The sequence below is a fragment of the Thiemannella venezuelensis genome (assembly GCF_014203605.1).
In the GTDB taxonomy this organism is placed as follows: domain Bacteria; phylum Actinomycetota; class Actinomycetes; order Streptosporangiales; family Streptosporangiaceae; genus Planomonospora_A; species Planomonospora_A venezuelensis.
Genome location: NZ_JACHJJ010000010.1, coordinates 160,418 through 172,491 on the forward strand (window position 1 = coordinate 160,418; position 12,074 = coordinate 172,491).

Below are 12,074 nucleotides of genomic sequence, written 5' to 3' on the forward strand. Positions count from 1 at the left end.
GGGTCCCGCCGCGGCGGGGGAGTTGGGAGACTTCATCACGGCACGGACATGACGCACAGAAGGCTCCCCATGACCCCCGAGATCGACATCTACGACCCCTCGCTGTACGAGACCGGCATGCCGTGGGCGGGCTACGCCTGGCTGCGGGAGAACTCGCCCGTCCACCGGCACGCCGAGCCCGGCGGTCCCGGCTTCTGGGCCGTCACCCGGCACGCCGACATCCAGCACGTCTCCCGGCACCCGGAGGTCTTCTCCTCCCACGCGGGCGGCATCATGGTGCCCGACCCGACCGAGGAGCAGCTCTCCCGCAACCGGTTCATGATGCTCTTCCAGGATCCGCCGGAGCACACCGCCACCCGCAGCATCGTCAACCGCGGCTTCACCCCCCGGATGATCGGCAAGCTGGAGGAGCACATCCGCGAGATCTGCCACGAGCTGGTCGGCGCCGCCCTGGCCCGCGGCGCGGCGGGCGGCCCGGTCGACTTCGTCGCCGACGTCGCCGCCCCGCTCCCGCTGTACGTGATCTGCGAGCTGCTCGGCGCGCCCGCCGAGGACCGGGAACGGATCTTCACCTGGTCGAACGCGCTGATCGGCGCCGACGACCCCGAGTTCGCCACCGGCGACCAGACGCCCGCCTTCGAGCTGCTCGCCTACGCCGCCGCGCTCGGCGCGCAGCGGCGGGCCGAGCCGCGCGACGACATCGTCAGCAAGCTCGTCGCCCCCGGCGAGGACGGCACGAGCATGGACGACCTGGCCCTCGGGGTGTTCGTGATGCTGCTGGCCGTGGCGGGCAACGAGACCACCCGCAACGCCGCCTCCGGCGGGCTCCAGGCGTTCTTCGACCACCCGGAGCAGTGGCGGCGGCTGCTGGAGGACCGGTCGCTGCTGCGCACGCTCCCCGACGAGGTCGTGCGCTGGGTCTCCCCGGTCATCACCATGCGCCGGACCACGCTCGACGAGACCGAGCTCGGCGGCCAGAAGATCCCGGCGGGGGAGAAGGTCGTCCTCTACTACCCGTCGGGCAACCGCGACGACGCCGTCTTCGCCGCCGCGGACGTCTTCGACATCGGCCGCGACCCCAACCCGCACATCGGTTTCGGCGGCGGCGGCCCGCACTTCTGCCTGGGCGCGCACCTGGCCCGCATGGAGGTCCGGGTGCTGTTCGAGGTCCTCGCCGAGCGCGCCCCCGGGATCGCGCCCGCCGGGCCGGTGCGCCGCCTGCGCTCCAACTTCGTCAACTCCATCAAGGAGATGCCGGTCCGCCTCGGCGGATGACACCGGCCGTACGGCGCGACCGAAGACCGCCGCCGCGCGCCGGGCCCGGTCAGCCCGCGGCGCAGAGCGCGCGGTCGACCAGGTCGCCGGCGGCCTTCTCCTGGGCCTGCGTGCGGGCGTCGCCGAACTGGGTGGACATCGCCAGCACGACGCTGCGGCGGCCGTCGGCGGTGACGCCGACGCGGGTCCTGTACCCGAGGTCGTCGCCGCCGTGGTTCCAGTAGACGCCGCCGCACGACAGCGGGCGCGACATGATCCCCAGCCCGTAGCGCACGCCCGGCCAGGTCGCCTCGAACGCCGTGGCCGGGACGGTGGCGCGCATCTGCTCCAGCAGCGCGGGCGGCAGCAGCCTGCCGCCCGCCAGGGCGCGCAGGAACCGGTTGACGTCGCCGGTGGTGGAGATCAGGCCGCCGGCCGCGTCGCCGTCGAAGTGCTTGGTGACGTCCAGCGGCGTGTTCCGCACGCCCACCAGGTAGCCCTTGGCGTGGGGTGAGGGGACGTCCACCGAGGTGCCCGACCAGCGCGTGTGCCGCAGCCCGAGGGGCCGGCTGATGCGGTCGCGGACCTCGACGTGCCAGGGGTTGCCGGTGGCCTTCTCGATGATCATGCTGATCAGCATGTAGCCGGTGTTGGAGTACAGCCAGCCCTTGCCGGGGGCGAAGTCCGGCTTCTTCTTCATGGCGTCGGCCACGATCTGCCCGGGGGTGAAGGGGTCGTAGCGGTGCTTGAGGTACTGCTCCACCGTGGTGAAGGCCGGATAGGCCTCCGGGACGCCGCCGGTGTGCTGCAGGAGCCGGCGGATCGTGATCGTGCGGCCGTCGTTGCCGTTGCCCCTGACCACGCCGGGCAGCCAGCGTTCGACGGTGTCGTCCAGGGACAGCGCGCCCTCCTCGGAGAGCTGCAGGACCACGGTGGCGACGAAGGTCTTGGTGACGCTGGCGATGCGGGTGTAGCCCCCCGCGGGGACGGGCCGCCTGGTCCGCAGGTCGGCGACGCCGCCGGTGGCGACCAGGCGCCCGCCGCCGGCGGTGACCACCTGCGCGTCGACGCCGATGACTCCGATCTTGAGGAGGGCGTCGACGTCGCGCTGGAGCTGCGCGCGGCCGTACCCGGGAGCGGCGGCGTCACCCCCGGCTCCCGCGGCGGGGGCGGCCGCGGAGGCGGGTGGCGACATGAGGGAGCCGGCCAGGACGGCGGTCACGGCGCAGGCGGCGGAGAGCGCCGCCAGACGCCGCCCGCCTCTCTGCGGCGCCGGCGCGCCGGAAGGCCGGGAAGCGGCGGAGCGCGGGGAAACGGGGTGGTTCATGGAAGGGTCCTCTCCGTGGTCGGCGCCGGTGGGCCCGGCGGGTGGTTCGACCCTAGGAAGGGAGACCGCCGGCCGGATCGGCCATAAGCCCGGACCCGTATCGGCCCCGGGGAGGACCGGGCGGGCACCGGCGCAACTTTGGATGCGTTCCTCCGCCGAGGCCGCTGTCCTACGCTTGGCGGCGTAGAAGGCCGCCCCCGGTCCCCCTGCGAAGCGGAGGAGCACCCATCCCCGGATCGATCTCCCGGACGCCGCCGTCCCGCGCGGTTCCCCGGGCGCGGGTCCCCCTCGCGGCCCTCCGGACGCGGCCTCCCCGTACGGTCTCCGCGCTGCGGCGGGGGCTGCAGGTCCGTCCCCTGCTCGCGGACGCGCTGCCGGCGGCGGTGCTGGCCGCGCTGGCGCTGCTGCTGCGGCACGGTGAGGGGACTCCCGGGGCCGGGGGCGTGGCGGCGGTCGCGTTGCTGCTGGCCCAGGCCGTGCCGCTGGCCTGGCGGCGGTCGCGTCCGTGGCCGGTCCTGGCGGTGGTCGCCGCCGCCTACGTGGCCTACGAGCTGGTCGATCCCCTGGTCGACTTCAAGGACGGCGTGTGCATCCTGTTCGCCGGCTACGCCGTCGCCCGGTACGCGCGTCCCCCGGCGAGCGCCGCCGCGGCCGGCGTGGTCGCGGCCGCGGTGCTCGCACCGGAGTTCGCCGGGCCGTGGCTGAGCCTGCCCTCCCCGAGGGAGCCGGTGGTGGCTCCCACCGGGGTGGCGCTGGTCGTCGCGCTGTCGGCCGGAGTCTGGTGGCTCGGCGCCTCCCGGCGGCACATCCACGCCGACGCGGCCCGGCTGCGCGAACTGGCCGGCAGGCTCCGCGCCGAGCAGGAGGTCAGCGCCCGGCGCGCGGTGCTCGCCGAGCGCGCGCGCATCGCCCGCGACCTGCACGACCTGGTCGCCCACCACGTCAGCGCGATCGCGATGCAGGCGCGCGTCACCGCCGAGGTGCTGGACGACAACCCCCGTCTGGCCGACCGGGGCGTGGCCGCGATCGGCCGGGCCGCCGACACCGCGCTGGCCGAGATGCGGCGCCTGCTGGGCCTGCTCACCGACGACCGGGACGGGCCGGACCCCGCTCCGGAGCCGTCGCTGCGCCACCTGGACCGGCTCGCCGCCACCGCCCGCGCCGCCGGGTGCCGGGTCACCGCCGACGCGGACCCGGTGGACGGGGTCCCGCCCGCGGTGCAGGTCTCGGCCTACCGCGTCGTCCAGGAGGCGCTGACCAACGTGCTCCGGCACGCGGGCGCCACCGACGTACGGATCGTCCTGCGCCGGGACGGCGGGCGGCTGGCCGTCACGGTGGGCAACGGGCCGCCCGCGCCGGCGCACACGCCGCTGGCCGGCTCCGGGCTCGGCCTGGTCGGCATGCGCGAACGCGTCGCGCTGTTCGGCGGCGTCCTGCGCGCCGGTCCCGTCGAGGGCGGCGGATGGCGGGTGGAGGCGCTGTTCCCCTTCTCCGACCCGTCCTGCGGGGATCCCGGGCCCGCGGAGGACGCCGCGGCGGGACCCGCGTCCTCCGGAGACGCCGCGGCCGCGGGCGGCCTCCCGCCCGGCGGGGACGCCGCGGCCGCGGTCCCCCGGGGTCCGGCATGACGCCGGTGCGCGTGCTCGTCGCCGACGACCAGGAACTGGTCAGGGCGGCGCTGCGCGTCATGATCGAGCGGCGCGCCGATCTGACGGTCGTGGGGGAGGCCTCCGACGGGGAGGAGGCGGTGGCCGCGGCCTTCGACCTGCGGCCCGACGTGGTGCTGATGGACGTACGCATGCCCGGGACGACGGGCGTCGAGGCGACCGGACGCATCCTCGCCGACTGGCCGCACGACGGCCCCCGCCCCCGCGTGCTGATGCTGACCACGTTCGACCTCGACGAGTACGTCCACGCCTCCCTGCGCTCGGGCGCCTCCGGGTTCGTCCTGAAGAACACCTCGCCCGACGGGCTCGCCGACGCCATCCGCGCGGTCGCGGCCGGAGAGGCCGCGCTCGCCCCGGCCGTCACCCGGCGGATCATCGGAGTCGTCGCGGCCCTGCCCCCCGTCCTGCTCACCGGTGCCCGGCGGCCCGGCGCGGGGGAGACCGCCGCGGACGCGGCGGGACCCGGGACGGCGGCGTCGGCCGCGGGAGAAGCACGGCCGGACGGGCGGTCCGAGGCGGCCCGGCGGATCGGCGAACTGACCGCGCGGGAGCTCGAGGTCCTGGTCCTGGTCGCCAGGGGCCTGTCCAACACGCGGATCGCCCGGAGCCTCGGCCTTTCCGAGGCGGGAGTGAAGAGCCGGGTGAACCGCATCCTCACCCGGCTGGGGCTGGAGAACCGGGTCCAGGCGGCGATCCTCGCCCACGAGGCCGGTCTGGCGGACGCCTTTCCTCCGCACCCCTCCTGACGGCTCCACCGGTTCCCGGAGCACCGGACGGCCGTGTGGCGAGCGTCACGCGGCCTGCGGGGAATGCGGGGAGGAGAAGAGGCGTTGTGGCGGACGTGAACGTGGCACACGGCATCGACATGACCCCGCAGGGCCGGGTCATGTGTCGTGGCACGCGCATGTGCGGGACGGCCCGCATGTGCGCCATGGGCGGCATGCCCTCCATGCGCTGAGTCCCCCTCGCGCCGAAGCCCGTTCCCTCCCCGAGAAGGCCCTGCCCCATGAACTGCCCCGCGGACACCCTCGTCCTGCGCCGCCTGAGCCACCTGCCGTTCCACCCCGGCACGCGCTAGCCGTCCCCCCTTCCGAAGTCTCTTCTCACGATCCATCCATGTTGGGGGAACCGCTGTGATCGATGTGTCGGACCTGCGCAAGGTCTACCGAGACCGGGGACGGGAGGTCGTCGCCCTGGGCGGCGTCGACCTCCGGGTCCGCCAGGGCGAGATCTTCGGCGTGCTCGGGCAGAGCGGCGCCGGCAAGAGCACCCTGCTGCGCTGCGTGAACCTGCTGGAGCGGCCCACCGCGGGTACCGTCTCCGTCGCCGGGCAGGAACTGACCGCGCTGGGAGAGGCCGAGCTGCGCCGGGCTCGGCAGCGGATCGGGATGATCCACCAGCACTTCGCGCTGCTGTCGTCGCGCACCGTCGCCGGGAACGTCGCCTTCCCCCTCGAGGTGATGGGCGCCGGCCGGGCCGAGCGGGGCAGGCGGGTGGCCGAGCTGCTGGAGCTGGTCGGGCTGGCCGACAAGGCCGGGGCCTACCCGGGGCAGCTGTCCGGCGGGCAGAAGCAGCGGGTCGGCATCGCCCGGGCGCTGGCGGGCAACCCCTCGGTGCTGCTCTCGGACGAGGCCACCTCGGCGCTCGACCCGGGCACCACGCAGTCGATCCTCGCGCTGCTGAAGACCCTCAACCGCGAGCTCGGCCTGACCGTCCTGCTGATCACCCACGAGATGCACGTCGTCAAGGGTGTCTGCGACTCGGTCGCCGTCATGCGCGACGGCCTGGTCGAGGAGTCGGGCGGCATCACCGAGCTGATCGCCCGGCCCGGCTCGCGCCTGGCCGCCGAGCTGTTCCCGCTGCCCGAGCCCGAGCCCGGGAACGTCACGATCACGTTCACCGGGCGGGCCGACGAGCCCGTGGTCTCGGAGGTCGTGCGCAAGTTCGACGTGGACGTGAGCATCCTCGGCGGGGCGCTGGAGGAGGTGGCCGGAGTCTCGGTCGGCCGGCTCCGGGTCCGCCTCGACGGCGGCGAGCGCGCCGCGGCCCTCGGCTACCTGGCCGAGCGCGGCCTGCTGGTGGAGGTGGCGGCATGACCTGGGAGGAGATGAGCCCGCTGCTGTGGGAGGCGACCGGGCAGACCGCCCAGATGGTCGTCTGGTCCACACTGTTCACCGTGCTGTCCGGCCTCCCGCTCGGCGTCGCGCTGGTGGTCACCGACCGGGGCGGGCTGCTGCCCTCCCGGCCGCTCAACGCCGTGCTCGGCATGATCGTCAACGTCGGCCGGTCGTTGCCCTTCATCGTCCTGATGATCGCGGTCATCCCGCTGACCCGGCTGATCGTGGGCACCACCATCGGCACCTTCGCCGCCGTCGTCCCGCTCACGCTCGGCGCCGCGCCGTTCTTCGCCCGGCTGGTGGAGACCGCGCTGCGCGAGGTCGGCCGGGACACGGTGCAGGCCGCCCAGGCCATGGGCGCCGGCCGCTGGACGATCGTCGGCAAGGTCCTCCTGCCTGAGGCGAGGTCCGGCCTGGTCGCCGGGCTGACCGTGACCGTGGTCGCGCTGATCTCCTACTCGGCCATGGCCGGGGTGATCGGCGGCGGCGGTCTGGGCGACCTGGCCATCCGGTACGGCTACCAGCGCTTCGAGACCACCCTCATGGTGGTCACCGTCATCGTGCTGATCGTCCTCGTCCAGCTCGTGCAGACCCTGGGCGACGCCGTTGCCCGCCGGCTCGCACGCCGCTGACCTTCCCCGGGGCCTTCCGGCCCTCTCCGGGACCCCGTCACGAGCGGGGGCCCCGGCTTCTCACACCCCGAAAAAGGAGTGCACCATGCGCAGGTTCTTCGCCGTCGCGTCCGCCGCCACCGCCCTGGCGCTGGCGCTGACCGCCTGCGGCTCGACCGAGTCCGGCACCACCGCCGCCGCCACGCCCGCCGCGGGGGAGGTGCTCAAGGTCGGCGCCACCCCGGTCCCGCACGCGGCGATCCTGAAGTTCGTCAAGGACAACCTCGCCGCCGAGCAGGGCCTGAACCTGGAGATCGTCGAGTTCACCGACTACGTGCAGCCGAACGTCCAGCTCGACGACGGCCAGCTCGGCGCCAACTTCTTCCAGCACCGGCCGTACCTGGACGACTTCAACGCCTCCAAGGGCACCGAGCTGACCTACGTCAAGGACGTGCACCTGGAGCCGCTGGGCCTGTACTCCAAGAAGGTCAAGGCCGTCGCCGAGCTCGCCGACGGCGCGACCGTGGCCGTGCCCAACGACGCCACCAACCTGGGCCGCGCGCTGAAGCTGCTGGCCGACAACGGCGTGGTCACCCTGAAGGAGGGCGTCGGCACCGCCGCCACCGAGCGCGACGTCACCGCCAACCCGAAGAACCTGACCTTCCAGCCGCTGGAGGCCGCCCAGCTGCCCCGCTCGCTCGAGGACGTCGACGCCGCGGTCATCAACGGCAACTACGCGATCGAGGGCGGCCTCAAGCCCGCCACCGACGCGCTGGTGCTGGAGAAGGCCGAGGGCAACCCGTACGCCAACGGCCTGGTCGTCGCCGCGGGCAAGGAGCAGGACCCGCGCGTGGCCAAGCTCGCCGCGCTGCTGACCGGTCCCGAGGTGAAGCGGTTCATCGAGCAGACCTACAGCGGCTCCGTCATTCCGGCGAGCGGCGACTGAGAACCGCCGGGCCACGCCGGCGAATTCCTGATCTTCCATTGCGGAAGATCAGGAAAGTTCCCTTACCGGAATCGCGGCGTGGCCTGGCCCTTAAAGCGAACTGTAAGCGGGCGGCAATCGACGGGTCATACAACGGGAGCGTCAGAAAATCCTCATTCCCGAGAGGACCCCTCAATGCGATTCGCCACCCGTATCCTGGTCGGCGCCGGTGCGGCCGCCCTTCTGGCGATGGGCGCCCCGGTCGCGGCAAACGCCCAGACCGCCGCTCCCGCCGCTCCCGCAACAACCGCCACAACCGCCACCAGCCCTTACTTCCACGACACCTGGGGCCCGTACTTCTCCAGCAACCACAAGGCCGAGGCCAAGGGCGAGGTCACGGTCCACAAGAACTCCTTCAAGCACTGGTACTGGAAGAAGTACTCCAAGACCGTCAAGAAGTGCTGGTGGAAGAACGGCCACAAGAAGTGCGCGTGGGTCAAGACCTGGCACAAGAAGAAGGTCTGGAAGTGGGTCCACGAGTACCCCTACACCGTCGACAGCAAGCTCATCAACCACAAGTGGTGGGGCAAGTGGAACCACCACTGCGCGTGGGAGACCTTCAAGGTCGTGAACTTCGACGACTCGGTCCACTACAAGAGCTTCAAGAACTGCAACAAGCACGCGAAGTTCTACTCGTTCAGCGGTAAGGACGCCAAGGCCATCTACGTCCAGGTGAGCCGCGGCAACCCGTCCGAGCCCAACAGCTACTTCGGTGGCTGGCAGAGCGTCTACAGCCAGGTCTGACCGGTTACCCGGCGGCACCCGGGCCGTCCCGGGCCGTCGTCCGAGAGCGGGGCCGCGACCTCTCCCGCGAGGTCGCGGCCCCGCCGTGTGCGCGCACATATCCCGTGGTAAGCGCCTACTTCTCACCGGAGAACAAACCGAGTAGCGTTCGGTTTCATGCACCCCGGAGCCATCGCAGCAATCTCCCCCGACAGGCCCGCTGTGATCATGGCGGGTTCCGGCCGGACCGTCACCTACCGCGAACTGGACGAGGAGTCCAACCGCCTGGCCCACCTGTTCCGCGCCGCCGGGCTCCGGCCGGGCGACCACATCGCCTTCATGCTGGAGAACCATCCGCTGTTCCTGGCGGTGGCCTGGGCCGCGCACCGGTCGGGCCTCTACTACACCGCGATCAGCTCGCGGCTCACGACCGACGAGCTCGCCTACATCGTCGACAACTGCGAGGCCCGGATCTTCATCTCCTCGGCCGGCCTCGCCGACGTCGCGGGCTCCATCACCGACGCCACCCCCGGAGTCGAGCGCCGGCTCATGCTGGACGGCACCGCCCCCGGCTTCGACTCCTACGAGGAGGCGGTCGCCGCCCATCCGGCCACGCCCATCGCCGACGAGTGCCAGGGCGCCGACATGCTCTACTCCTCCGGCACCACCGGCCGCCCCAAGGGCGTCAAGCCCGCCCTCTCGGCGGCCCCGCTCGACACCCCCGGCCCGCTGCTCCAGCTCATCCAGTTCCTCTTCGCGCCCTCGGCCGAGAGCGTCTACCTCTCCCCGGCGCCGCTGTACCACGCCGCGCCGCTGCGCTACTGCATGAGCTTCCAGCGGCTCGGCGCGACCATCGTGGTGATGGAGAGGTTCGACCCCGAGCAGGCGCTCGCGCTCATCGAGAAGTACGGCGTCACGCACTCGCAGTGGGTGCCGACCATGTTCATCAAGATGCTCAAGCTGCCCGAGGAGACCCGCGCCCGCTACGACCTGTCGTCGCTGGCGTGCGCGATCCACGCCGCCGCGCCCTGCCCGGTGCCGGTCAAGGAGCAGATGATCGACTGGTGGGGCCCGATCATCCACGAGTACTACGCGGGGACCGAGGGCAACGGCTTCCTCTACGTCGGCTCGGAGGACTGGCTCAAGCACAGGGGCACGGTCGGCCGCCCGCTCCTGGGCGTCGTGCACATCTGCGACGAGGACGGCGCCGAGCTGCCGCCGGGCGAGCACGGCACGGTCTACTTCTCCGACGGGCCCACGTTCGTCTACCACGGCGACGAGGACAAGACGAAGGCCTCCCGGGACCCGCGGGGCCGGGGCTGGACGACCCTGGGCGACATCGGCTACGTGGACGAGGACGGCTTCCTCTACCTCACCGACCGCCGCTCCTACATGATCATCTCCGGTGGGGTGAACATCTACCCCCAGGAGGCCGAGAACGTGCTGGCGATCCACCCGAAGGTGGCCGACGTGGCGGTCTTCGGCGTCCCGGACGAGGAGATGGGCGAGCAGGTCAAGGCCGTCGTCCAGCCGCTCTCCATGGAGGAGGCCGGCCCGGCGCTGGAGGCCGAGCTGATCGAGTACTGCCGCGCCCGGCTGGCGCCGTACAAGTGCCCGAAGTCGGTCGACTTCCGGGAGGAACTGCCCCGCCACCCCACCGGCAAGCTGTACAAGCGGCTGCTCCGCGACGAGTACTGGCCCGCGAAACCATGATTTTTCGGTTTCCGTACGGCGTGCGCCCCGCCCCCTGACCACGGCTGATAAAGCCGCCGTCAGGGGGCGCGGATCACCGAGATCATCCTCTTAAGCGGTTCTTACACCGGACCCGGCATCGTGGATGTCACCGGAGGAACCGGTCGTCACCGTGGCGTCCACGGGTGGACGTAGCACATGGGGGATGACATGAACGACAACAAGGACGAGCACGGCACGACTCCGGCACAGGGCGCCACCTCGGGGGAGGGGGCCTACGGCAACGAGGGCTGGACCCAGTTCGGCGCGACGCCGCCCCGCGCGGGCGGCTTCCGCGCCGGCCAGGACTCCGGTCAGGAGCAGACGCAGGTCCACCCCGTCCCGGACCAGGCCGCCGGGCGGCACACGGCCGAGCAGCCGGTCTTCGAGCGGCCCGCCGAGCCGGTCGCGGCGCCCCCGGCCGGGCACGCCGCCGGACCGCTCCCCACTGCGCCCATCGCGCCGGCTGCGCCCACTGTGTCGGCTGCGCCCACTGTGCCCACTGTGCCCGCCGCGCCCATCGTGCCCGCCCAGCGCACGCGGCTGAGCGCCGCGCAGAAGCTGGGCGCCGGGCTCGCGCTGGCCGCCATGGCCGTGGGCGGCGGAGTCGTGGGGGCCTTCACCGCCACCGCCTTCGACGGCGGCACCCCGGTCGCCTCCTCCGTCCCGGTGGCCCGCCCGGTGGGCGACAACGCCACGGTCGCCGACGTCGCCGAGGCCGTCCAGCCCTCGGTCGTCTCGATCGAGGTCAAGAGCGGCCAGGGCGGCAGCGAGGGCTCCGGGGTGATCCTCACCGAGGACGGCATGATCCTCACCAACAACCACGTGGTGGACTCCGCGGCCCAGGGCGGCCAGCTGACCGTCAAGTTCAGCGACGGCAAGACCGCCACCGCCAGGCTGGTCGGCACCGACCCGGCCACCGACCTCGCCGTCATCAAGGCCGAGAACGTCTCCGGCCTCACCAAGGCCTCGCTCGGCGACAGCGACCAGATCAAGGTCGGCGACTCCGTGCTCGCCATCGGCAGCCCGCTCGGCCTGTCCGGCTCGGTCAGCGCCGGGATCGTCAGCGCGCTCGACCGCACCCTGAACGTGGGCGGCGAGCGGCGGCAGCAGCTCCCGCCCGGCTGGGGCGGCGAGCAGCAGGGCGGGAGCACGGCCACCACCATCGGCGGGGCCATCCAGACCGATGCGGCGATCAACCCCGGCAACTCCGGCGGCGCGCTGGTCAACACCCAGGGACAGGTGATCGGCATCAACACCGCCATCGCCACCAACGGCGGCGAGGGCAACATCGGGGTGGGCTTCGCCATCCCGGTCAACACGGCCAAGCACGTCGCCCAGCAGCTCATCGACACCGGCAAGGTCACCCACGCCTTCCTCGGCGTGAGCATGGCCGACGCCATCGGCGACGCGGGCGGCGCCATGGTCCAGCAGGTCACCGAGGGCAGCCCCGCCGCGCAGGCCGGCCTCAAGCAGGGCGACCTGATCACCAAGATCGGCGACACCGCGGTCGAGGGCTCCTCCACCGTGGTCGGCGCGATCCGCGGCCTCAAGCCGGGCGACAGGATCGTCATCACCTACGTCCGCGACGGCCGGACCCAGACCGTCACCGCGACCCTCGTCGAGAAGACCGGCGAGTAGTCCCCGGCGCCGGGGGCG

The 12,074-nt window shown here is 72.7% G+C and carries 11 protein-coding genes; 10 read left to right on the forward strand and 1 reads right to left on the reverse strand.

The features are described from left to right. Positions 1 to 69 precede the first annotated feature (69 nt). Entirely contained in the window at positions 70 to 1,275 is a 1,206-nt protein-coding gene (locus FHS22_RS16985) for a cytochrome P450 (protein ID WP_184942769.1), read from the forward strand. Between the two features lie 49 nt (positions 1,276 to 1,324). Here the strand turns inward: FHS22_RS16985 and FHS22_RS16990 are convergent, their stop codons facing one another. Next, positions 1,325 to 2,581 carry a serine hydrolase domain-containing protein gene (locus FHS22_RS16990; protein WP_221473727.1) on the reverse strand — a complete coding sequence of 419 codons (1,257 nt, stop codon included), beginning with the start codon at positions 2,579 to 2,581 and terminating at the stop codon, positions 1,325 to 1,327. 341 nt (positions 2,582 to 2,922) lie between these two features. On the opposite strand from FHS22_RS16990, the gene FHS22_RS16995 reads away from it, so the two are divergent. From FHS22_RS16995 to FHS22_RS17030, 9 genes are all read left to right on the forward strand, one after another. Continuing rightward, positions 2,923 to 4,209 (forward strand): sensor histidine kinase, encoded by a 1,287-nt coding sequence (locus tag FHS22_RS16995; RefSeq protein WP_420829964.1) that lies wholly within the window; start codon positions 2,923 to 2,925, stop codon positions 4,207 to 4,209. Next, positions 4,206 to 4,994 (forward strand): response regulator transcription factor, encoded by a 789-nt coding sequence (locus FHS22_RS17000; RefSeq protein WP_184942773.1) that lies wholly within the window; start codon positions 4,206 to 4,208, stop codon positions 4,992 to 4,994. The genes FHS22_RS16995 and FHS22_RS17000 overlap by 4 nt, the downstream gene beginning before the upstream one ends. Positions 4,995 to 5,080: 86 nt before the next feature. Further along, positions 5,081 to 5,206, forward strand: coding sequence for a hypothetical protein (locus FHS22_RS38095; RefSeq protein ID WP_260408000.1), 126 nt, complete (start codon positions 5,081 to 5,083; stop codon positions 5,204 to 5,206). Between the two features lie 175 nt (positions 5,207 to 5,381). Next, a complete protein-coding gene (locus tag FHS22_RS17005) occupies positions 5,382 to 6,344 on the forward strand; it encodes a methionine ABC transporter ATP-binding protein (RefSeq protein WP_184942775.1) in 963 nt (320 codons plus the stop codon). After that, positions 6,341 to 6,997: a methionine ABC transporter permease gene (locus FHS22_RS17010; RefSeq protein WP_184942776.1), complete on the forward strand. Its 657-nt coding sequence runs from the start codon at positions 6,341 to 6,343 to the stop codon at positions 6,995 to 6,997. The genes FHS22_RS17005 and FHS22_RS17010 overlap by 4 nt, the downstream gene beginning before the upstream one ends. Positions 6,998 to 7,082: 85 nt before the next feature. After that, positions 7,083 to 7,922 (forward strand): MetQ/NlpA family ABC transporter substrate-binding protein, encoded by an 840-nt coding sequence (locus FHS22_RS17015; protein ID WP_184942778.1) that lies wholly within the window; start codon positions 7,083 to 7,085, stop codon positions 7,920 to 7,922. A 174-nt stretch (positions 7,923 to 8,096) separates the two neighbouring features. Further along, positions 8,097 to 8,705, forward strand: coding sequence for a hypothetical protein (locus FHS22_RS17020; protein ID WP_184942780.1), 609 nt, complete (start codon positions 8,097 to 8,099; stop codon positions 8,703 to 8,705). Between the two features lie 156 nt (positions 8,706 to 8,861). Beyond that, complete coding sequence (locus FHS22_RS17025) at positions 8,862 to 10,397, forward strand: acyl-CoA synthetase (protein ID WP_184942781.1); 1,536 nt, start codon at positions 8,862 to 8,864, stop codon at positions 10,395 to 10,397. 189 nt (positions 10,398 to 10,586) lie between these two features. After that, on the forward strand, positions 10,587 to 12,056 hold the full coding sequence (locus tag FHS22_RS17030) for a S1C family serine protease (protein WP_260408001.1): 1,470 nt from the start codon (positions 10,587 to 10,589) through the stop codon (positions 12,054 to 12,056). Positions 12,057 to 12,074: the final 18 nt, after the last annotated feature.